This is a genomic window from Mesorhizobium sp. M4A.F.Ca.ET.022.05.2.1 (genome assembly GCF_003998845.1).
In the GTDB taxonomy this organism is placed as follows: Bacteria; Pseudomonadota; Alphaproteobacteria; order Rhizobiales; family Rhizobiaceae; genus Mesorhizobium.
Genome location: NZ_RZOJ01000066.1, coordinates 1 through 21,580 on the forward strand (window position 1 = coordinate 1; position 21,580 = coordinate 21,580).

General features: G+C 63.4%; 20 protein-coding genes, 1 tRNA gene and 1 pseudogene. 9 read left to right on the top strand and 13 right to left on the bottom strand.

What is annotated here, in order from left to right:
- On the top strand, positions 1-1,807 hold a 1,807-nt coding region (locus EN745_RS10430; RefSeq protein WP_245487688.1), incomplete at its 5' end, for a DNA translocase FtsK.
- Positions 1,808-1,877: 70 nt separating this feature from the next.
- Here EN745_RS10430 and yihA read toward each other — a convergent pair.
- The 5 genes from yihA to rpmH all read right to left on the bottom strand — a co-directional run bounded on the left by yihA (position 1,878) and on the right by rpmH (position 5,772).
- Positions 1,878-2,528, bottom strand: coding sequence for a ribosome biogenesis GTP-binding protein YihA/YsxC (gene yihA / locus EN745_RS10435; protein WP_126057170.1), 651 nt, complete (start codon positions 2,526-2,528; stop codon positions 1,878-1,880).
- Positions 2,528-3,166 carry a CatB-related O-acetyltransferase gene (locus tag EN745_RS10440; RefSeq protein ID WP_126057169.1) on the bottom strand — a complete coding sequence of 213 codons (639 nt, stop codon included), beginning with the start codon at positions 3,164-3,166 and terminating at the stop codon, positions 2,528-2,530. Before EN745_RS10440 ends, yihA begins: the two co-directional genes overlap by 1 nt.
- Before the next feature lie 273 nt (positions 3,167-3,439).
- On the bottom strand, positions 3,440-5,254 hold the full coding sequence (yidC, locus tag EN745_RS10445) for a membrane protein insertase YidC (RefSeq protein ID WP_127421201.1): 1,815 nt from the start codon (positions 5,252-5,254) through the stop codon (positions 3,440-3,442).
- A 13-nt stretch (positions 5,255-5,267) separates the two neighbouring features.
- The gene (rnpA, locus tag EN745_RS10450) at positions 5,268-5,621 is read right to left on the bottom strand and encodes a ribonuclease P protein component (protein WP_126057167.1); all 354 of its coding nucleotides are present in this window, start codon (positions 5,619-5,621) and stop codon (positions 5,268-5,270) included.
- 16 nt (positions 5,622-5,637) lie between these two features.
- The gene (gene rpmH / locus EN745_RS10455; protein ID WP_008833937.1) at positions 5,638-5,772 is read right to left on the bottom strand and encodes a 50S ribosomal protein L34; all 135 of its coding nucleotides are present in this window, start codon (positions 5,770-5,772) and stop codon (positions 5,638-5,640) included.
- A 276-nt stretch (positions 5,773-6,048) separates the two neighbouring features.
- On the opposite strand from rpmH, the gene EN745_RS10465 reads away from it, so the two are divergent.
- The 4 genes from EN745_RS10465 (at position 6,049) to EN745_RS10480 (ending at position 9,010) form a co-directional block, all read left to right on the top strand.
- Positions 6,049-7,536 (top strand): HAMP domain-containing sensor histidine kinase, encoded by a 1,488-nt coding sequence (locus EN745_RS10465; protein ID WP_126057166.1) that lies wholly within the window; start codon positions 6,049-6,051, stop codon positions 7,534-7,536.
- Positions 7,537-7,673: 137 nt separating this feature from the next.
- Positions 7,674-7,750 (top strand) — tRNA-Arg (locus EN745_RS10470).
- A gap of 463 nt (positions 7,751-8,213) precedes the next feature.
- Complete coding sequence (locus tag EN745_RS10475) at positions 8,214-8,528, top strand: metalloregulator ArsR/SmtB family transcription factor (protein ID WP_126057165.1); 315 nt, start codon at positions 8,214-8,216, stop codon at positions 8,526-8,528.
- Between the two features lie 2 nt (positions 8,529-8,530).
- Complete coding sequence (locus EN745_RS10480) at positions 8,531-9,010, top strand: SRPBCC family protein (protein ID WP_126057164.1); 480 nt, start codon at positions 8,531-8,533, stop codon at positions 9,008-9,010.
- A 79-nt stretch (positions 9,011-9,089) separates the two neighbouring features.
- Here the strand turns inward: EN745_RS10480 and EN745_RS10485 are convergent, their stop codons facing one another.
- From EN745_RS10485 to EN745_RS10505, 5 genes and pseudogenes are all read right to left on the bottom strand, one after another.
- Positions 9,090-9,701 carry a class I SAM-dependent methyltransferase gene (locus EN745_RS10485; RefSeq protein WP_127421202.1) on the bottom strand — a complete coding sequence of 204 codons (612 nt, stop codon included), beginning with the start codon at positions 9,699-9,701 and terminating at the stop codon, positions 9,090-9,092.
- A 12-nt stretch (positions 9,702-9,713) separates the two neighbouring features.
- The gene (locus tag EN745_RS10490) at positions 9,714-10,529 is read right to left on the bottom strand and encodes a sterol desaturase family protein (RefSeq protein ID WP_127421203.1); all 816 of its coding nucleotides are present in this window, start codon (positions 10,527-10,529) and stop codon (positions 9,714-9,716) included.
- A gap of 95 nt (positions 10,530-10,624) precedes the next feature.
- On the bottom strand, positions 10,625-11,653 hold the full coding sequence (locus EN745_RS10495; protein WP_245487689.1) for an AraC family transcriptional regulator: 1,029 nt from the start codon (positions 11,651-11,653) through the stop codon (positions 10,625-10,627).
- Between the two features lie 118 nt (positions 11,654-11,771).
- A pseudogene (locus EN745_RS10500) lies at positions 11,772-12,445 on the bottom strand (MFS transporter).
- Between the two features lie 73 nt (positions 12,446-12,518).
- Entirely contained in the window at positions 12,519-13,913 is a 1,395-nt protein-coding gene (locus tag EN745_RS10505; protein ID WP_127421205.1) for an FAD-binding oxidoreductase, read from the bottom strand.
- 109 nt (positions 13,914-14,022) lie between these two features.
- On the opposite strand from EN745_RS10505, the gene EN745_RS10510 reads away from it, so the two are divergent.
- Positions 14,023-14,928: a LysR substrate-binding domain-containing protein gene (locus EN745_RS10510; RefSeq protein WP_127421206.1), complete on the top strand. Its 906-nt coding sequence runs from the start codon at positions 14,023-14,025 to the stop codon at positions 14,926-14,928.
- A gap of 197 nt (positions 14,929-15,125) precedes the next feature.
- On the opposite strand, the gene EN745_RS10515 is transcribed toward EN745_RS10510, so the two are convergent.
- Positions 15,126-15,935 (bottom strand): class I SAM-dependent methyltransferase, encoded by an 810-nt coding sequence (locus EN745_RS10515; protein ID WP_127421207.1) that lies wholly within the window; start codon positions 15,933-15,935, stop codon positions 15,126-15,128.
- A gap of 138 nt (positions 15,936-16,073) precedes the next feature.
- On the opposite strand from EN745_RS10515, the gene EN745_RS10520 reads away from it, so the two are divergent.
- The 3 genes from EN745_RS10520 to EN745_RS10530 are packed head-to-tail and all read left to right on the top strand — an operon-like array spanning position 16,074 to position 19,085.
- The gene (locus EN745_RS10520) at positions 16,074-17,183 is read left to right on the top strand and encodes an ABC transporter substrate-binding protein (protein ID WP_127421211.1); all 1,110 of its coding nucleotides are present in this window, start codon (positions 16,074-16,076) and stop codon (positions 17,181-17,183) included.
- A complete protein-coding gene (locus tag EN745_RS10525; RefSeq protein ID WP_127421208.1) occupies positions 17,173-18,252 on the top strand; it encodes an iron ABC transporter permease in 1,080 nt (359 codons plus the stop codon). Before EN745_RS10520 ends, EN745_RS10525 begins: the two co-directional genes overlap by 11 nt.
- Complete coding sequence (locus tag EN745_RS10530; RefSeq protein ID WP_127400037.1) at positions 18,246-19,085, top strand: ABC transporter ATP-binding protein; 840 nt, start codon at positions 18,246-18,248, stop codon at positions 19,083-19,085. The genes EN745_RS10525 and EN745_RS10530 overlap by 7 nt, the downstream gene beginning before the upstream one ends.
- A gap of 66 nt (positions 19,086-19,151) precedes the next feature.
- On the opposite strand, the gene EN745_RS10535 is transcribed toward EN745_RS10530, so the two are convergent.
- Positions 19,152-20,807, bottom strand: a complete 1,656-nt coding sequence (locus tag EN745_RS10535; protein ID WP_127421209.1) for an ATP-dependent Clp protease adaptor ClpS — start codon at positions 20,805-20,807, stop codon at positions 19,152-19,154.
- A 186-nt stretch (positions 20,808-20,993) separates the two neighbouring features.
- A complete protein-coding gene (locus EN745_RS10540) occupies positions 20,994-21,353 on the bottom strand; it encodes a VOC family protein (RefSeq protein WP_127421210.1) in 360 nt (119 codons plus the stop codon).
- Between the last annotated feature and the right edge of the window lie 227 nt (positions 21,354-21,580).

The following is a 21,580-nucleotide window of genomic DNA, read 5'->3' on the forward strand; positions in this document are numbered from 1 at the left end:
GTCCGGCTCCGCCTCCCCGGGCGAGGCAATTTCGTTCTACCGCGTCATCGAATGGCGTTCGAACGGGCCGGCGCCAAGCCCTGCCCCAACGACAGCGCTGGCCGGCACGCCCGCCGCCCGGCCCGCTCCGCTGGACACCGAGCCTCGGGCGCCCGCGGCGGAGCCCGCCGCGCCGAGTTCCGTTCCAAAAGGCGCCCGGACCGCAAAGCGCGCGCCGTCTCTGCCCGCCGCCGGCAAGGTGGTGCCGTCGGCCGCCCCGTCCGGCTACGAGCTTCCGTCCGAGCAGCTGCTGCAAATGCCGCCGGAGGGCCAGGGCTTCTACATGTCGCAGGAGCGGATGGAACAGAACGCCGACCTGCTCGAAAGCGTGCTGGAGGATTTCGGCGTCAAGGGCGAGATCATCCATGTCCGGCCGGGTCCGGTCGTCACTCTCTACGAGTTCGAGCCGGCGCCTGGCGTGAAGTCCAGCCGCGTCATCGGCCTGGCCGACGACATCGCCCGCTCCATGTCGGCGATCTCGGCGCGCGTCGCCGTCGTGCCCGGCCGCAACGTCATCGGCATCGAACTGCCTAACGAGACGCGCGAGACGGTCTATTTCCGCGAACTGATCGAATCGGCCGGCTTCCGCAACACGTCCTGCAGACTGGCGCTCGGCCTCGGCAAGACGATCGGCGGCGAGCCGGTCATCGCCGACCTGGCCAAGATGCCCCATCTGCTGGTCGCGGGCACCACCGGCTCCGGCAAATCGGTCGCCATCAACACCATGATCCTGTCGTTGCTCTACCGGATGAAGCCGCAGGAATGCCGCCTCATAATGGTCGACCCAAAAATGCTGGAACTGTCCGTCTATGACGGCATCCCGCATCTGCTCACGCCCGTCGTCACCGATTCCAAGAAGGCCGTCACGGCGCTGAAATGGGCAGTGCGCGAGATGGAGGACCGCTATCGCAAGATGGCGCGCCTCGGCGTGCGCAACATCGACGGCTACAACCAGCGCGCCGCCACCGCCCGCGACAATGGCGAGGTCGTTGTCATGCAGGCGCAGGTCGGCTTCGAGAAGGGCACCGGCGAGCCGCTGTTCGAGGAACGGGAAATCGACCTGGCGCCGATGCCCTACATCGTCATCATCGTCGACGAGATGGCCGACCTGATGATGGTGGCCGGCAAGGAGATCGAGGGCGCCATCCAGCGGCTGGCGCAGATGGCGCGCGCCGCCGGCATCCACTTGATCATGGCCACGCAGCGCCCCTCGGTCGACGTCATCACCGGCACCATCAAGGCCAATTTCCCCACCCGCATCTCTTTCCAGGTGACGTCGAAGATCGACAGCCGCACCATCCTGGGCGAGCAGGGCGCCGAGCAGTTGCTCGGCCAGGGCGACATGCTGCATATGGCCGGTGGTGGGCGCATTGTCCGCGTGCATGGCCCCTTCGTCTCCGACATGGAGGTCGAGCACGTCGTGGCGCATCTGAAGGCGCAGGGGCGTCCGGAATATCTCGAAACGGTCACCGCCGACGAGGAGGCGGAAGAAGAGGCGGCCGACGCGGGTCCCGTCTTCGACAAGGGCGCGATGGCCGAAGAGGATGGCGACGCCCTCTACGAGGAAGCCATCAAAGTGGTCAAGCGCGACAAGAAATGCTCGACCTCCTACATCCAGCGCCGCCTCGGCATCGGCTACAATCGCGCCGCATCGCTGGTCGAACGCATGGAGAAGGAGGGCCTGGTCGGCACGCCCAACCACGTCGGCAAGCGTGAAATCCTGGCCGGCCGGCGGGACCACGCGCCGGAGCGCGACGAGACGGATTGACGAGGATCGGGGATGGGGCCGGGCGATACGCCGGTCTTGTTTGACCGGACGCGCTTTCGCGGGGGGTGCGTCAGCCGCCGTTGGCGGCGAGCACGATCGCGGCTCGCAGTTCCTCCAGCCCGTCGCTCTTTTCCGACGACGTCGCCAGGACGAACGGGAAGGCGGCCGGCCGCTTCTTGATCTTGGCCAGCGTCTCCTCGATCAGCCGCGGCACGCCGGCCGCCTTGATCTTGTCGGTCTTGGTCAGCACGATCTGGTAGGACACCGCCGCCTTGTCGAGCAGCGACAGCACCTCCTCGTCCTTGGCCTTGATGCCGTGGCGGGCATCGATCAGCACATAGACGCGCTTCAGTGTGACGCGGCCCTTGAGATAGTCGAAAACCAGCTTCGTCCAGTCGTCGACCTTTTCCTTCGGCGCGCTGGCATAGCCGTAGCCCGGCATGTCGACCAGCGCCATCGGCGGCAGGTCGGCGCCTTCGCCGGAAAAGCCGTCCGGCACGAAATAGTTGAGCTCCTGCGTGCGCCCCGGCGTGTTCGAGGTGCGAGCCAGCCCCTTCTGGCCGACCAGCGCGTTGATCAGCGACGACTTGCCGACATTCGAGCGGCCGGCGAAGGCGATCTCCGGCGGTCCTTCCGGCGGCAGGAACTTCATCGCCGGCACGCCGCGGATGAAGACCCAGCCTCGGGTGAACAGGTCGGTGCCGATCACGGTCTTGTCCATCAGACGGCTGCCTCCAGGCGGGCAATGTCGGCGCCCCTGATGGCGTTGAGGTTGCGGCTGATCTTGTCCACCGGCCAGTCCCACCAGGCTGCCATCAGCAGCCGCCGGACCGTCTTGTCGTCGAAGCGCATCTTCACCACCTTGGCCGCGTTGCCGGCAACGATCGCATAGGCCGGCACGTCGTGCGTGACAACCGATTTCGCCGCGACGATGGCGCCATGGCCGATTGTCACCCCGGGCATGATCACCGCATCCATGCCGATCCACACATCGTTGCCGACCACCGTGTCGCCGCGGATCTCCTTCGACCATGTCTTCGGGTCGAAGCCTTCCTCCCAGCCATGGCCGAAGATGTTGAACGGATAGGTCGAGAAGCCCGACATCGCATGGTTGGCGCCGTTCATGATGAAGCGCGCGCCTTCGGCGATGGCGCAGAACTTGCCGATGATCAGTCTGTCGCCGATGAACGGATAGTGGTGCAGCACGCAGCGTTCGGCGAATTTGTCCGGCCCGTCCGGGTCGTCGTAATAGGTGAAGTCGCCGATCTCGATGTTGGGCGCGGTGACCAGCCCTTTCAGGAAGCCGACGCGCGGATGCATCGGGATCGGGTGCTTGATGTTGGGATTGGGTCCGGTCATGGGCTGGCTCCGTCCACCCTTGCGACGAGACGGAGCTTATAGGGGTGTGCGGCGGCGCGGTCTACCTGTGGTGAAGCCGGGGTCCCGCGAAGCAGCGCGGAACCCCGGCCTGCCGGACGACCTCCCAAACACCGGCGTCGCAGCACCGGAAGCCGTCACGGCCTTTTGGGGAGGACTGAAAAAGCAACGATGAATACCTGGCCCGAGTTTCCGGGCGACAACAAAAAACCCGGACGAGCCGGGTTTTTCGAAGACTATTGATCGGGCTGCCGGCTATTCCGCCGGCGAGGGTTTCTTGCGGAACAGCGCCGCCAGATTGTCCCACAATTCGATCTTGGCGCCCTGGCGCTTCATGATCACGCCCTGCTGCAGGATCGACAGCAGGTTGTTCCAGGCCCAGTAGATGACCAGGCCCGCCGGGAAGCCCGCCATCATGAAGGTGAAGATGATCGGCATCCAGGTGAAGATCGCGGCCTGCGTCGGATCCGGCGGCGTCGGGTTCATGCGCATCTGCAGGAACATGGTGACGCCCATCAGCAGCGGCCAGACGCCGATCATAAGCATGTGCGGCAGCGTGATCGGGATCAGGCCGAACAGGTTGAAGATCGAGGTCGGATCCGGCGCGGCAAGGTCCTGGATCCAGCCGAAGAACGGCGCGTGCCGCATCTCGATGGTGATGTAGAGCACCTTGTAGAGCGAGAAGAAGACCGGGATCTGCAGCGCCACCGGCCAGCAGCCGGCCAGCGGATTGATCTTCTCGGTCTTGTAGAGCTCCATCATCGCCTGCTGCTGCTTCATCTTGTCGTCCGCGTATTTCTCGCGGATCTCGAGCATCTTCGGCTGCACCTTCTTCATGTTCGCCATCGACGCATAGGACTTGTTGGCGAGCGGGAAGAAGATGGCCTTGACGATGACGGTGGTGGCGAGGATGGCCAGGCCGAAATTGCCGAAGAATTTGTAAAGCGTGTCGATCAGCCAGAACATCGGCTTGGTGATGAAGTGGAACCAGCCCCAGTCGATCAAGAGGTCGAACCGCTTGATGTGGCGGTCCTCGGCATAGGCGTTAATCTTGGCGACTTCCTTGGCGCCGGCGAAGACCTCGGTCTCGACGGTCGCCGACTGGCCGGCATCGACATTGATCGCGTCGGTCAGGAAGTCGGACTGGTAGCGGTGGCGGCCATCCTCGAAATAGGCGTAGCGCGGCTGGAACGGCTGCTTCTCGGTCGGCACCAGCGTCACCGCCCAGTATTTGTCGGTGATGCCGAGCCAGCCGTCGGTCGACTTGCCGGGCTGGGCCTGCTTGTCCTTCTCGATGGAGGCGTATTTGTGCTCCTGCAAGCCTTCCGTCCCGGTATAGCCGATCAGACCCTCATGCAGCACATAGGTGCTGGCGACGGCCGGCTTGTCGAAGCGGGTGACGCGGCCGTAGTTGAACAGCGAGACGGCGGCGGCGCCCGAATTCTGCACCGTGTCGGAGACCGTGAACATATAGTCGTTGTCGACCGAGACGGTGCGCTTGAAGGTCAGGCCCTTGTCGTTCGAATAGGTCAGCGTCACCGGCGTCGACGGCGTCAGCGTCGCGTTGCCGTCGACCGTCCACACCGTATCGGCGCCCGGCACCGCGCCGGTCTTGTCGTTGCCGACGAAGCCGATCTCGGCGAAATAGCCGTTGGGCAGCGCCGACGGATTGAGCAACTCGATCTCGGGCGAGTTCTTGTCGACGGTCTCGGTGTAGTGCTTGAGCTTGAGGTCGTCGAGCCGCGCACCGGTCAGGTTGATCGAGCCCTCCAGGCTCGGCGGGTCGATCTTGACGCGGCTGGTCGCCGCCAGCGCCTGCGCGCGGCCCGCCGCCGTCACGGCCTCGCCGCCGGGAGCGCTCGGAATGGCGCCGGGGGCGGGGGCCGGCGTGCCGGCGGCGCCCGGATTGGCCGCCTCGGCGGTCTTCTTCTGTTCGGCCTTCCGCTGCTCCTCGATGCGGGCCGCCTCGCGCTGCTGCTCGACGCGCGGGTTCATGTAGAACACCTGCCACAGCGTCAGGATCAGCACCGACAGCGCGATGGTGATGAAGAAATTGCGGTTGTTTTCCATCGAAGCCCTTGGCCTATCGTGTTCCGCGCAGTCGGCGGGAAAGTTCGGCTTTCAACTGGCCGAACGGAATGGCGAGCACATCTTCGCGCCCGACGATGACATAGTCATTGCCCGGCGCCATGTCATCGGCCGCATGCGTGCGCACGGCTTCTCTCAGCCGCCGCCGGACGCGGTTGCGCACGACGGCATTGCCGACCTTCTTGGTGACGGTATAGCCGACGCGCGGCAAAAGCGTGTCGCCGCGGTCGAGAACCTCGACGAGGAAAAGCCGCCCGCGGCGCTTTTCGCCGCCGCGGACAGCCAGGAAATCCGCGCGCTTCAGAAGCCGCTTGGGATTTTGTCCCACTGGCTTGCCGGTTGCGGGCAACGATCTCGTCTTTCGTTCAGGCGCTGAGCCGCTTGCGGCCGCGGTTGCGGCGGGCGGCAACGACGCCGCGACCACCCTTGGTGGCCATGCGGGCACGGAAACCGTGCCGGCGCTTGCGGACGAGTTTGGACGGTTGGTAGGTACGCTTCATTTGTTTTAATACCGCGGGGTGCGGCCCTTCTTGATTCTGTCACTCTGTAACAGGAGCTTTGCCGGGCCGGTTTAGGCGCGATCGAAACCGCGCCGGGACGAATGGCCCGAGCGTGAGCGGGCTTATAGAAAGAAGGGTTTTGGAAGTCAATCCGGCGCTGGCTGCGCCCTTTGTCGCGATCGCGCGGTGGATGTTTTTTATCCCGCAAGGATGAAATTGGCAAAAAAGCCGCAATCGCCTAATCTTCGCTATCAAGTGTTTGTGAAGACCTGAAGCATGACTGAAGCCCAAGCCACGGACGACAGGGCCGGCGCGGCGATTACCGCTGCCCGCACGGTGCCCCTGTCGCGCGGCCTGTCGACCAAGCTTCTTCTGCTCACCATCGTCTTCGTGCTTTTGGCCGAAATCCTGATTTTCCTGCCCTGGATCGCCAGCTATCGGGTGAGCTGGCTGAAGGAGCGCCTGGGCACAGCGGCCGCGGTCTCGATCGTCCTGGTGCAGGGCGAGCCCAACTCGCTCTCGCGCACTGCCCAGAACGACGTTTTGATGGCGATCGGCGCCAAGGCGATCGCCGTGCGCGACGGCGGCGTCTCGCGGCTTTTGGTGGTGTCCGAGATGCCGCCGCAGGTCGACGAGCATATCGACATTTCCAAGGTCGGCATGATCGACGGCATGACCGGGGCGCTCGACACGCTGTTCTTCGGCGGCAAGCGCATGCTGCGCGTGTTCGGCCCGGTCGGCGAGAGCGACAAGGAATTCGAGCTGATCATGCCCGACTACGCCTTGCGCAGCGCCATGTTGGTCTATTCGCGCAACGTCGCCTTCGTCTCGCTGCTGATCTCGCTGTTCACCGCCATGCTGGTCTATGCCGCGATCGACTTGATCATGATCGGCCCGATCCGCGCCATGACGCGCTCGATGCTGACCTTCTCGGAGGCGCCCGACGATCCCGGGCGCATCATCCGTCCCGCCGCTCGCGCCGACGAGATCGGCGTCGCCGAGCGCGAGTTGTCGCAGATGCAGGAACGGCTGCAGAAGATGCTCTCCGAGCAGAAGCACCTCGCCGATCTCGGGCTGGCGGTGTCGAAGATCAACCACGACATGCGCAACATCCTGGCCTCCGCGCAGCTGATGTCCGACCGCCTGCGGCTGGTCAAGGACCCGACCGTGCAGTCCTTCGCGCCGAAGCTGCTGCGCGCGCTCGACCGCGCGGTGTCCTATTCGGAGGGCGTGCTCGCTTATGGCCGCACGCAGGAGCCGCCGCCGTCGCGCCGCCGCGTCCGGCTGCGCCAGCTGGTCGAGGACGTGCACGGCCTGCTCGACATCGAGGAGGGCATCGAATTCGTCAACGGCGTCGAGCACGCCTTCGAGGTCGATGCCGATTCCGACCAGCTGTTCCGCGTGCTCACCAATCTCTGCCGCAACGCCGTGCAGGCGATGGCGGCCGACACCGAAAGCGCTGTGGTGCGCAGGCTGGCCGTCTCGGCCGAGCGCCTGGGCAGCGTCAGCCGCATCGTCGTCACCGACACCGGCCCCGGCCTGCCGCCGAAAGCGCGCGAGAACCTGTTCGCCGCCTTCCGCGGCTCGGCGCGCAGCGGCGGCACCGGCCTTGGTCTGGCCATCGCCTACGAGCTGATCCGCGCCCATGGCGGCACGGTCGAGCTGGTCGAATCGATCGGCGGCCGCACCGTCTTCGCCGTCACCATCCCCGACCAGCCGGTGCGGCTCGACCAGGCGCGCGGAAGTTTGCGCCGACCTGCCTAGTCCGGACAAAAAGTGCCTGCGACAAAACTTTTGCCGGATCGGCTTGCTTTTCGGAAATTCAGTCGTTAGGGAACACGTCTCGTCGCGGCCGGTCGTCACGATCGGATCGCGGGGCTATGCCAAGCATGGCCTGATGCGCGCCCGTAGCTCAGCTGGATAGAGCACCAGACTACGAATCTGGGGGTCAGGAGTTCGAATCTCTTCGGGCGCGCCATTATTTCAAGCACTTAGCAGGGCGCCGCAGACTAGCACGACTAGTTTGTCTGCGATTTTGTCTGCGGAAGCGCAAACCTTCTCAGGATACGAGCCGCTACGAGACATCGGTGGAGATGCCGCATTCGGAGCGCGGTTGCGCAGCCGCGATAGTGCCAAACGCGCTAATGCCGAGTGCGCCGACAGCCACACTCATTCACATTGGTGGGACGTCCCTACGCCAGCCCGTCATCGCGGCAAAGCCAAATGAGGCGAAGGCCGAACTGAACTGACGGGCGGTAGTGACCGGCCGACGCCGCCGTAGCCGTCGGGACCGAACAGTCGGAGCGGCAGCGCCACCAAGGATGTTCATCGAGCCGAGACCGCCAATCCAGCGTTCCGAGTTGGTTTCGAAATCGAGACTGGCTGGAAACTCTATGAGGATCCAGTTGACATTTAACGCGTGAGCCGATACTAACACGTTAGTGGAAACTAACTTAAACAGCGGCTGGACGGCTCTCGGCGACACGACGAGGCGCGCGATCTTCGAGATGCTGGTCGAACACCCGAGTTCGGTGACCGAGTTGGCAAGCGCTCTGCCGGTCACCCGGTCCGCGGTTTCGCAGCATCTGAAGGTACTGAAGGATGCCAGGCTCGTGGTCGACACACCCGCCGGCAAGCACCGCATCTATCGCGTCGATCCCGATGGGTTGGCGGCTTTGCGCGCCGACCTGGACCGGTTCTGGATAAAAACGCTCGCGGCCTACAAGGAAGCCGTGGAGCAGCAGCCAAAGGAGTGATGATGAGTACGCAAGCAGCAGATACAATCGTCAGGCATTCGATCGTGGTCGAGGCACCGATCGAGCGCGCCTTCAAAGTCTTCACCGAGGACTTTGGCAAGTTCAAACCCAAGGAGCACAATCTGCTCCGTGTACCCATCGTCGAAACGGTGTTCGAGCCGCGCGTCGGTGGAAACATCTATGATCGCAGCGCAGACGGCAGCGAGTGTCGCTGGGCGAACGTACTGGCCTACGAGCCGCCGCACCGGCTGCTGCTTAGCTGGAACATCACGCCGCAATGGCGGCTGGAGACCGATCTCAACAAGACCAGCGAGTGGGAAGTGCGGTTCACCGCAGAGGCCGCCAACCGCACGCGCGTCGAGTTGGAGCACCGCAAGCTCGAGCGCCACGGCGCGGGTTGGGAAGGCGTGCGCGATGGTGTTGCGGCCGATCAGGGCTGGCCGCTCTACCTGCAGCGATACGCCGACCTGTTTGGTCGGTGACTCATGGATGAATGAAAGGTCCGCACTGGACGGTGCGGACCTTGCAGATCGGCTGCCATGTCGCAACGTGGGTTCGGTTCTACGGTACGGCGCGGCCTTCGTACATGAAGACCATCGGCCTTGGCCCTTTCGCATAGCCTGTTTGAAGATGCCCGATCTTGAAGCCCGCGCTTTCGATCAGGGTGCGGATCGGTCGGTTGAGATGGCAGCCGCCGCCGATGCGCTTCCAGAACGGCGTCAGGCGATCCTGCCAGCGTTGAACCGACGCTTCCGGCGAGAGGCCGTGTTCCACGAACAGGAGTTGCCCGCCTGGCTTGAGTACCCGCCGCATTTCGCCAAGCGCCTGGCCGGCGCCGTGGATCGAGCAGAGCGTCCAGGTTGTGACAACGATATCGATGGAGTGACTGTCCAACGGAATTTCCTCCGCCGAGGCCTCGATGAGATTTGCTGCGCAAGTACAATGCCTGGCGGTATGCCGGGCCATCGCCAATAGCCGCGGTGATGGATCAAGGCCGATCACGTCGTGCACGGCGGCAGGATAGAGTGGCAGATTCAGGCCTGAGCCAATGCCGATCTCGAGCACGCGTCCTTCCGCGGCCGAGAGCACGCTGTGCCTGTAAGGCAGCAGTTCACGGTTGGTCATTGAGCGGTGCACCAGGCGCGGCAGCAGGACATTCTGATAGAAGCCCACGGTCCTGTCCCTTCAGTTCGCAGGTCGCCGGGTGCGCAGCGCGCAGCGTGTGACCGCACGCTGGAATTCATCGTAATAAGTTGGGTCTTCCGTTCCCATGAGCTTGTCCCACCAGGTGAAATAGAGTCCGAAATTGGCGCGGGGCCGCGCATGGTGCAGGTCGTGATGTGTGACCGTGGCCATCCAATCGAACAGAGGGCGGCCCTCCCGGTTGGCGGGAAATATCTCGTATCCGCTGTGGCCAATGGCGTTTCTGAGCATCATGTGCGCGGTGAAGATGAACGCGGCGAGCACACTGGTCGGCATGATGGCCATGAAGAGCAGAAGGAACACCGCATTGACGAAGGCTTCGCTGGCGTCGAAGGCATAGGCGGTCCACGGTGTCGGATTGTACGAACGGTGGTGGAGGCGGTGGAACCACCGGAACAGTTTTGGGCGATGCATGAACCAGTGGGTCCAGTAGAACCACGCATCGTGCGCGACGATCAGCGCGACGACATTGATGGCGAAATGGGCCCACCCGTATTGTCCTGGGTCTTCATAGACCGGGAGCCAGCCAAGATTGGCCAGAATGGCGATCGTCAACCCGACCAGGGAGAAAATCACGACGGTCCGGAGCGACGTGAGAATTTCGCGGATGATTTGCCGCGCTTGCGGTGTCTCTTGGCGAATCTTGCGTGATGCAAGCCGCGCCGAAAGGAGCACGTTGATCAAGAGAAACGTCCCGCCGGCGCCGATCAGGTAGCGATAGAGATCGCTCTGCAGGATCACCGGATAAATGTCGGCTACGAAGCGCATGAGCGGCGCGACGGTTAGGGCGTCAAGCATTTGGCAAGCCTCCGGTGTTGGACAGCCAAGACTACCGGAGGGCGTTCGCCGCGGCTTCGCACCAGGAGAAGCCGATAGGAAAAACTGGATTTCGATCAGAGATTTTCGGAATCGATGAGCTTGCCCAGCGCATCTTTTCGAAACTGCGACGGCGTCGTGCCCGTGCGATCGCGAAATGCCCGGTTGAATGGCGCAAGCGACGCGTAGCCGACGCCAAAAGCGATCGACACGATCTGCTCGCGCACGCGGTCCGGGTCGGCAAGCCGCCGCCGGGCCTCATCGACGCGATGCTCATTGATGAACGCCGAGAAGCTTCTGAAACCGAGCCCGGCATTGATCAGCCGACGAAGGCGATGTTCGGGCACCCCAAGGCGCCCAGCCAATTGGCCGAGCGATAGCTCGGCCTCCAGGCACACCCCGTCTGCGACGGCACGCTTCAGACGCTCCAGTTCGATGCGCTCGGCGGGCGAGAGCTCGCTGACGCTGACGGCCGGCCGGGAGGGCGCCTCGAACAAATCCAGACGCAGGGGTACCAGCCATGCGGTGAAGACGAAGGAGAGCGCAAACAGCATCACGGCCTGCGCGAGCGTCGTCCAGCTGGGAAGCGGCGCGAACATCGCATATATCTCGCCGGCCGCAATGAGGACGGCCGCCAGCGGCAGGACGATGGCGAGCGCGATACGGAAACGGCGCCGGGAATCGACGAGATCATTACGAAAATCCTGAACGGCCATCCACACGATATGTGCAAGCAGAGCCACGAGCACCACCTGATGCAGGACGGTCTGGACGCCAGCAAGCATTGGGCTGTTGCCGTGGCCAAGCAGCAGGATCGCGACCAGAACGACGCCGGGTAGCGCGTAAGCGGGCGACCAGACAAAGTCGTCGCGGAAGAGGCCGATTGCGAACCACCACAGGAAGACGGGATTGAGGACGGCTAGCAGCAAGGGTATCCAGTGAGCATCGCCCAGCATCCCGGGCATGCCCGGTGCGGACAGCAAAACGTAGCTGGCGACTCCGAGAGTCAGCAGGAGGCCGCTCAGTGTCCCCGCGCGCACCGGCCGTAGTCTGACAAACTGAAGGGCCAAGAGCAGGTTGAGGGAGATCGCGCCGCCCCGCAACATCAAGTCCAAAATGCCCGCTCCGTTCATACCGGCAAGTAAACGCAGTTACGCCGACAAGGCAACGCGATCCGGTTGGGGGGTTAAGCGGTTTGCTTGAGTTCCAGGCGGCGCCCGGCGCTCACGCGCGGCGTTCGTTCATCAAGAGCGCCACGACGACGCCTGACAGGAAAGCGCAGCGACCGCGGTAATCGCCGCAGCCAGACCGAAGAAGTCGGCGGCCGAGAGCGCGCCGATCGCATAGCCAAGATCGCGCCAGAAACGGTAGACGCTGAGTGAGCGGGCGCGCCAGGAGGGATGCGATGCATCTGACACCGCAGCGATCAAGCTCGGATAGACCATCGCAGTGCCGAGGCCGAGCAGCACACTGGCCAGCAGCCACCAGGCGAACGCTGGCAGCAGCATCAGAGCGATCGCGATGCCCGCTGGCCATGAGTTGATGTAGATGGCCATGGCCGTTGCGATTTCCCGGCCGGCAAACCAGTCGGCGACCATCTTGGTCATCAGGACGTTCAGCAGAACGCCGCCAGTGCCGCCGATCAGTCGGCCGCTGATCTGCAGGCTCCAGGGCGCAGACGACGTCATCAGCGTTTCACCCGCCAGCATCATCAGGAGGCCGGCGAGGACGGTCGCCCTGTCGCCATAGCGCTGGCCGATGGTCGCGCCGGGCAGGGCCAATGCGACCCCCGGTGCAAGATAGAGGCCGATCAGGATGCCGATGTCGGCCAGGCTCGCACGGAGGCTATCGCTGACAAGAGGCGCGACGGCGCCGACGCTCTGGAATTGAAACGCCATTGCGGCGCGGCCGATAAACAGGACAGCAAGGATCGTCCAACGGCTGCGCACGGCTCCTCCCGGATATTCCGAACTATTCAGGCCTGATATTCTGGTTCAGTCGGAAGAAATTGGTCGGGTCGTATTGCTTCTTGACTGCTGCCAGGCGCGCATAATTTCCGCCGTAGGCATCACGCACGCGCTCGTCACCCTCATCACCAAGATTGTTGGCATAGACGCCGCCGGTGGAGAATGGTCTGACCGCGTTCCACAGGTCGCGCGCCCAGCGCATGTTTGCCTCGTCATCGGCCGGATCGTCCCAGATGGCGATCGGGAAGCAGTCGAAGGCCGCATCGCGATTGGCGTAGGGCGAGTGCGACGCGGGCACCCGGGCGATCGCGCCGCCGACCTGCTGGAAAACCAGCAGGGACCAGTGATTGGGAGCCTTCGCGTAACTGTCGAGCAGCGCATCGATCGCTGCATCGCTGATCTCGTGCAGGAACTGCGCCTTCCAGTAATAGCGTCGTCCGCGTGGAAAAAGGCTGTCGGCCGCCGATTGAATCTGAAGATAGGGAACGGCCTGCAGGCGGCTTTCGACGGGGGACCCGAATGTCATCAGCGGTTCGATGACCGGTTTGCCCGCCTCGGGTGCGCCGACATAGCACGCCGAGATGCTGAAGCCACGGTCGCCCGACGGCAGTGTGACGAGCGCGGCGTCGACGCTCAACTCGTCCGGGGCGCCACGGGAGAATTTGTCGTAAAACCGCATGACCTCGCGCGCATGATCATAGGCGTGAAGCACCGAGCCCACGAGAAGGGCCGGGCCAAGCGGGTGCAGCCGGTATTCGAACGCCGTCACTATGCCGAAATTGCCACCGCCGCCGCGCAAGGCCCAGAACAGTTCTGGATGCTCGCGGGCGCTTGTTCGCAACAGCCGCCCGTCGGCCGTGACGATTTCGGCCGCGATCAGATTATCGCAACTCAGGCCGTGCTTGCGCCCGAGCTTGCCGAAGCCTCCGCCGAGCGTCAGGCCGGCAATACCGGTGTCGCCGTTGACGCCCATGGTTGTCGCAAGACCGTACGCCTGTGTGGCGGCGTCGAACTCGCCGAGATTCAGGCCGGCCTCGGCCCTGACGATGCAGCGCTCGGGATCGACGACAATTTTCTTCATGCGGGATAGATCGATCACCATGCCATCGTCGCACACGGACAGGCCGGCGACGTTATGGCCGCCGCTGCGCACCGCCACGACGAAGCCCTGCAACCTGGCGTAGGTCACGGCATGGACGACGTCACCGGCATCGGCGCAAAAGACGATTGCGGCGGGGCGTTTGTCGATCGCCCCGTTCCAGACCTTGCGCGCCTTGTCGTAGGCAGTGTCCGTCGGCAATACCAATTCGCCTCGCAGACCTCGGCGCAGTTGTTCGACCGCAACAGTCTGGGAATGGGATCGGCCCAATGGCGCGTCGGCCTTTCGTGGGATCTCCATCGCTGTTCTCCCGCCGTTCGAACAACGTTACGGTCTCACACGGTCCAACCTTCTGCAAAAGCGAAATTCTCGGCTGCTGGATGAGAAGAATTCATCTAGGCTGCCGCGCATGACAAACCGCCCGCCGCTGCGCGCATTGCACGCCTTTGAGGCCGCCGCCCGGCATGGCAGCTTCAAGGCCGCGGCGGTGGAGCTCGGCGTGACGCCGACGGCGATCAGCCACCAGGTCCGCTTGCTGGAAGAGATATGCGGTCGCAAGCTGTTTCAGCGCCGGCCGCGCCCGCTCGTGCTGACGAGCGCGGGAGTGCGGCTGTTTCCGATCCTGCGCAACGGCTTTGATCTTCTCGCCGGCTCGCTTGCCGCGGTCGCCGAGCCCGATTTTCAGGCGCCATTGCGGGTAACGAGCCCGAACGCTTTCGCGAGTCGATGGCTCGTGCCCCGGCTGCCGAAATGGCGAGAGGCCAACCCGGCAATACCACTGGAGATCATCGGAACGGACGCGGTACTCGATCTGCGCGCCGGCGCCGCGGATGTAGCGATCCGCTATTCACGTCGCCCGCCTTTGCACTTTGCCGCGCAGGAGATATGCCGCGATTCCTTCTTTCCGATTTGCAGTCCCCAATTGTTGGCAAGCGATGGGCGGCTGATCGAGCGCGCAGCCGATCTCCTGCGTTATCCTTTGATCCACTTTGACTGGATGAACCGGGATCCGGATGCTCCCACCTGGTCCCGGTGGCTGGCGATGGCCCGATCAATCGATCCGGAGTCAATCCCGGACAAAGCCTGGGACTTGAGCTTTCGCGAGGAACTGCATGCGATCGACGCGGTTGTCGCCGGGCAAGGCATTGCGATCTGCAGTGATATTGTGGTCGGCCGCGAACTGGAAAACGGCTCTCTCGTCAAGGCGCATCCAATGTCCTTGCCGGGCTACAGCTTTTATGTCGTCTGGATGCACCACAGTGCCCGATCCGCGGTTATAGAATCCTTCCTGGGCTGGATGAGAACCGTCATATGAGACCGTCCAACCCGCGCGCCGTGGGCGGGAAGGGAACAAGTGGCTGTTGTTGCCGCCGGTGATGTAGCGCTAGGCGGTCCCATACGGACTGGGAGCGAGCGGAAGGACTGCTGTCAGGATTAGACAGACAGCGAGATCGATCGATTTTTTCGATGCCCTCGCAACGTTGCGAACACCGCAATTTCGACGTTTCATGGTTAGAGACGGGACCTGAAAGCTCGCGCCGGCTTGGTCGCGCAGATTGCATAGCGATGCTGCATCGAGCGTTCCAGCGCCTTGAGGAAGTTCAGGTGCCGCGCCTGTGCGCGATGAATCGCGCCGAGCCGGATGTCGACCACAGGCACCTCGAAGCCAGCCTCCGCAAGAAGCGCGCAGACCTCGTCCGCTTTGGCGCCGCGCGAAAAGTGGAGCCGCGACAGGATGCTGCGATGGCGGTCCATCATCGCCTGGTCCAGAGCACCGGCCGCCTCGACCGTTGAGCCGGGCAATCTCTCCAAGATCCTACGCAGACGAGCTGCCCAGGTCTCGGATACGAAGTCACCATCAACTATCAGCAACCGTCCGCCGGGCTTGAGCAGCGAGAACCATTCGGAGAACGCCGCTCGCGGATCGACCAACGTCCAGACGAGATGACGGGTGACGAGGACGTCGTAGCAGTCCTTTTCTTCGAGCGTGCGCTCCGCGTCGCCGAGCAGGAACCGGATGCCGCTTTCCCTTTGCGTTGCCTTCGCACGCGCCTTGGAAAGCATGGCCTCTGACCAGTCCAGTCCTGTCACGGCGTAGCCCAAGTCGTGCATGAGATGGGATACAACCCCGGTGCCGCAGGCGAGATCGAGCGCGCGCCGGCGGTTCCCGGCGCCCAGGTGCTTGAGGATCAGCCTGTGCCAGGCTCTGCGCTCCCGCTCGGAGAAGATCTCATGCCCCACTGAGACGTCGAAGGTCTCCGCACGCGCCGACCAGTAATCACGTATTTCGTCCCGCAGCGAATAATTGGCCTCGCCCACCATTCCAAACCCTTGTCGTGGTGCCCAGTCTGGAATGGCTCTAAAAGATATTTCTTGAGATTTGAAGTCATCTTTTATAAGCCGCCTCTGACAATCCACCTAAGAGAGGGCGTGATGACTTTTGGAAGGATCGCGACGGGGATGATGGCGGCCGCTATCGTTGCCCTGCTGACGCTGGCCGCAAGGGCGGAGATGGTGAAAGTGACTGACGTCACCGGCCGAGAGGTCGAGGTGAACGTTCCGGTCGAGAGGGTCATCCTGGGCGAAGGCCGGCAGGTCTATCTCGTCGCGGCGCTCGACGCCGAGGACCCGTTCAAGCGCATCGTCGGCTGGCGCGAGGATTTCAGCCAGGCGGATCCAGACAACTACGCCGCCTACCTCGAGAAATTCCCCAGGATGGCAGAGATTCCCACCTTCGGTGGCTTCAAGGACGGCACCTTCGATGTCGAGCAGGCCGTCTCGCTTAAGCCAGATGTCATCCTGATGAACATCGAGTCGAAGCAGGCGACCGAGGACGCCAAGTATATCGAGAAGCTCGCCTCCGCCGGCATTCCGCTCGTCTATGTCGATTTCCGCGAGCGCCCCTTCATCAACACCGAGCCCAGCATGCGCCTCTTCGGCAAGCTGTTCGGCAAAGAGGAGCGCGCCGAGGAGTTCATCGCCTTTCGCGCCGCCGAGATCGCCCGCGTCACCGACGTGATTGAGAAAGCCAAGCCGGCAAGGCCCAAGGTCTTTATCGAGCGTGCCGGTGGCTATTCGGAAGACTGCTGCATGAGCTTCGGCGATGACAATTTCGGCAAGTTCGTCGAGATGGCGGGCGGCGACAACATCGCTATGGACATCATTCCGGGCACGTTCGGCACGCTCAATCCCGAACAGATCATCGCCTCGAACCCGGATCAGATCATCGTCACTGGCGGCTGGTGGGAAGCCTATGTGCCGGGCGGCGCCTGGGTCGGTGTCGGCCCCGGCCGCGACGAGGCCGAGGCGCTGCGCAAGCTGAAGGCGCTGACCGAACGGCCGGCGCTGACTGGCGTGAAGGCCGTCGAGAACGGTCAGGTGCATGCCATCTGGCATCAGTTCTACAACAGCCCCTATCAGTTCGTCGCCATCCAGCAAATGGCGAAGTGGCTGCATCCGGATCTTTTCGCCGACCTCGACCCCGAAGCGACCTTCAGGGTGCTGCACGAGAAGTTCCTGCCGGTCGCCTACAGGCCGGGCCACTGGGTCTCGCTGACCGATGTCGATTGAGACGACGGCCGCCGGCGCCGCGGTCGATCGCACCGAGGGACGAGGGCGTTATCGCGCCCTCGTCTGGCGACGGCAGATCATTCTCGCCGGCCTTTGCGCCGCCCTGCTCTTGAGCCTCTGCGTCGACCTTGCGGTCGGTCCAGCTCGCTATGGGCTCGGTGAGGTCGTGCGGGCGCTTCTTGCTCCTGATACGGTGCCGCAGCAGGTGCGCGTGGTGCTCTGGGAAATCCGCATGCCGGTGGCGCTGATGGCCATCGTCGTGGGAGCGGCGCTCGCCGTGGCCGGCGCGCAGATGCAGACAATCCTCAACAACCCGCTGGCGAGCCCCTTCACGCTCGGTATATCAGCCGCCGCGAGTTTCGGCGCAGCACTTGCACTGGCCTTCGGCGTGAGGCTCATCCCCGCCGCGGTCGAATATGTCGTGCCGATCAACGCCTTCGTGATGGCGATGCTGGCGGCGTTCCTCATTCACATGCTGAGCGTCAAGCGCGGCGTCAGCGTGGAGACCATCGTGCTGCTCGGCATCGCGCTGGTCTTCACCTTCAACGCGCTGCTCGCGCTCGTCCAGTTTTTCGCATCGGCGGAAGCGCTGGCGGCAGTCGTCTTCTGGACCATAGGTAGCCTCACCAAGGCCACCTGGCCCAAGCTCGCCGTCACTACATTCATTCTCCTCGCAGTTTTGCCCATTTTCGCGCGGCGCGCCTGGGCGCTGACGGCGCTGCGGCTGGGCGAAGACAAGGCAGCCAGCTTTGGCGTCAAGGTCGGTCGCTTGCGGCTGGAGACGCTGATGCTGGTGACTCTTCTCGCCGCCATCCCCGTCGCCTTCGTCGGCACCATCGGCTTCATCGGCCTCGTTGGTCCGCATATCGCACGGATGGTCATCGGGGAGGACCAGCGCTTCTTCCTGCCCGCGTCGGCCCTGTCGGGCGCGCTGATCCTGTCGGCGAGCTCCGTGGTCAGCAAGTCGCTCATCCCCGGGACAGTCTTCCCGATCGGCATTGTCACCTCGCTCATCGGCATTCCGTTCTTCATCTCGCTCATCCTGTCCAGCACGAGGCGCTCATGGTGACGATCCAGCTCGACGCGCTCGGCGCGCGCTACGGCAAGAGTCTTCGGCTTCGGGATGTGACCACACCTGCGTTCGAGGGCGGCGACATCGTGGCCGTGATCGGCCCGAACGCGGCCGGCAAGTCGACGCTCTTCAGGCGCATCTCCGGGCTTCTGCACGGACCGGGCCAGGTGCATGTCGACGGTGCGTCCCGGGGGCGGAATGCCATCTGCTACATGCCGCAGGACACCTCCGCCAATGCGGTGCTCACCGTCTATGAGTCGGCGCTGCTCGCCCGCAAGCAGGGAATGGGCTGGTCTGTGGGCGACGATGATCTGGCTTGCATCGACGAGACTCTGGCGGCGCTCGGCATCGCCGACATCGCTTTCCGCAATGTGGGCGAGCTTTCCGGCGGCCAGCGGCAGCTCGCCAGCCTGGCGCAGACGCTGGTGCGCGAGCCGGAAATCCTGCTGATGGACGAACCGACATCGGCACTCGATTTGTCGCGGCAGGTGGAGGTGCTCGGCCTCATGCGGGAACTTGCCCGGGCGCGAGGCATGGTCGTGCTGATCGCCCTGCACGACCTCAATCACGCCCTGCGCTTCAGCGATCAGGCGATGGTCATCGCGGATGGCCGGCTGGTCGCATGCGGGCCGTCGCCGGACATCATCACATCCGATCTGCTCCGGGATATTTATCACGTCGACGCGCGCGTCGAGCCGTGCTCGCGCGGCATCGGCCACGTCATCGTGGATGGCGTGGCGGATGGGCGTCGGACGGTCGTTATGTCGGCAGCGGAAACTGAATCCGGGATCCGGAGGAGATTCGAAGCGGCAGCCGTTCCGGCTGCATGACGGCAACCGCATTACGCCGCTTGCAGCGAACAGGTCGCCGTCACCTGCCCCTATTCGGCCACTGGCTCAGCAACTCGATGGCCCGTCGGTTGCGCCGCCAAGCAGCCTGACGTTGAGCCGGCCGCCGGTGAACAGCATGTCGTCCAGGGCCTCGGCCAGATCCTCGGGGGTCACCACCTCTCCGTCGCCCCGCATGATGCTGGTCTGCGCGGTACGGCGCATGAGCTCCTTGATGAACGCCGCGCTGACCCCCTTCGTCCGCGCCACAGCTTCGCTCACGATCTTATCGGAAAGTTTCAGCCCGCCGCCATAGAGGCGCACCAGCTTCTCCCGGCAGTCGTCGTCCGGCAGCGGCACCTCGATGGCTTGGTCGATACGTCCCGGCCGCCCGGTGAGAGCGCCTTCAAGTTGCTCGGGCCGGTTGGTGGTAAGGATGAACAGGATGTCGGTATTGTCCTTCAAACCGTCCATCTCGTTGAGCAGGGTGTTGAGCAGCGACTCTTCGCACGGACCGCCCATGTTCTCGCGGTCGCGGGCAATCAGGTCCACGTCCTCGATCACGACCGTAGCCGGCTGCAGCAGGCGCGCCAGGGTCATGTATTGCGACAACAGGCCCATCTGGTCGGCCGTTATGATGAGGGTGGTATGGCCGGGGAGATTGGCGGCGAGGTAGCGAATGGTGTGCGTCTTGCCGGTGCCCGGCGGGCCGTAGAGCAAGATGCCCTTGCGCGTCGATTGTCCAAGCCGTCTCAGCGCCTCCCGGCTCTCGATGAACCGGATCACGTTGCGGTCGAGAAGCTTCAGGGTCTGTTCCGGCAGAATGATCTCTTCGCGCGGAACCTGCGGCAAGCGATGGACCATCACGCCTTTGGAGCGGCCCTGGTAGTCCCCTTCCGTTTCGAGCGAAAGCACCTTGCCGCGGTAGGATCGCGCAGCATTGATCGCGGCCTCCAGTTGGGAGAAGCAACGGTCCACAAGGGCAACGCCATCCTCGCCGGCCGGCACCGCGATCTCGACGCAGGTTCCGGATTCGCGGCCGTACTCGCGGTGAAAGGACAGCACGACCGCGTAATGCAGGCTGCCATCCCGGTTGAGCCACAAACCGTTGTTGAGGCACTTTATCGGCTCCCTATCGCCGATGTCGACGTCCTGATATTGCGCAGCCGAGATGGTTACGGCGAACTGTCCTTCCTTCGTCAGCGCTGCATAGGTCAGCGTCTCATAGCGATGCTGCTCGTAGAGGCCGAAGAAGCGAATGGGCGCCGCTGAGAACAGCTTGTCGAGCGCCACCTGCACGTCGGCGCGCATGTGGCCGGGAAACTGGCGGGAGGTCGCGATGATCTCGTCATGCGCCAGTCCGTCGAAATGCCAGGCGATCGCTTCATGGGCATACTTGAACTTTTTGTTGCGCGGAGCCTGTGCGGCATGGCCGGCCGTGGCCGCGCCTTCTGTTTCGCCGGGAGCGGCGGTGATGCGAAGCGGGTGACCGGCCGCCTTGATGCGCTGCTGCGCGGTGTCCAGAATCGCCTTCGCCACCGCGAAAGGGTAGCTGCCGCACACTGCCTTTCCCTGCTGCGCCACCGTCGCGGTCAAGGCCTCGGCCTCTGCCTCCGATCGATCGAAGACCGAGCGAACGAGATTGACGACAAACTCCCATGGGGTCTGATCGTCATTGTGAATGACAAGCTGCAGATCGATTGTCTCGGCGGGCGTATCGCGCAAGGTAACGGCTCGCTTCCCAGCTTGCTGCAGATCAACACTATATGCGTCAGGTTGCACGAATTGTTAACAACTTAACGAGGACCGCTAAGAGCAACCGCCTGCCGCTGGATTGCGTCAGGCGGAGCGCTTAGCATTGTATTCTGAGTTCGGGATGTTGCGCGCAGAGCAGGCGGTCAGCGGCATTGATTACTTGAATTCAAACAGTTCAATCAGGTTGCCCGATGGGTCTTTCAGAAGCCTGGCTCGACCGGCTCCCGCCTCGCTGATTTCGCCCCTGAATTCGGCCCCATCGGCATTCAACCGGCTGATGAGCCCATCCAAGTCCTTCGTGACGATCATGAACCGGTTCCAGCCGCCAGGCTCCGGATTGCCGCCGGCAGTGCCTCCGCTGCCCGCTCCCGGGGCGCTCAAATAGAGCGTCAGGTCATCACGAACAAGCGCTGCGAACTTGCCGGGATTGTGCATGTTCACCGAGAACTCGAGTCTGTCGCGATAGAACTCGACCGATCTATCCACGTCCGTCACGATGTACCGGATGGAGGCCATTGCGCGAGCTCCGTCTTGACCGCACAGCTTTACTTGCAAACGCGCGGATCTGCGTGGCGTTCCAACAGCACCCCGAACAGCCTGACATCGAGTTAACGGCGATCAGCGCACAAGACAGGGGCATGGACGATCTGCGCTCACCTTTCTTGACCGTCTCTCGAACGCCTGCGTGTCAGTTGACATATATTCAAGATAGATATATGTAACTTGCGTAATAGGCATGAGAC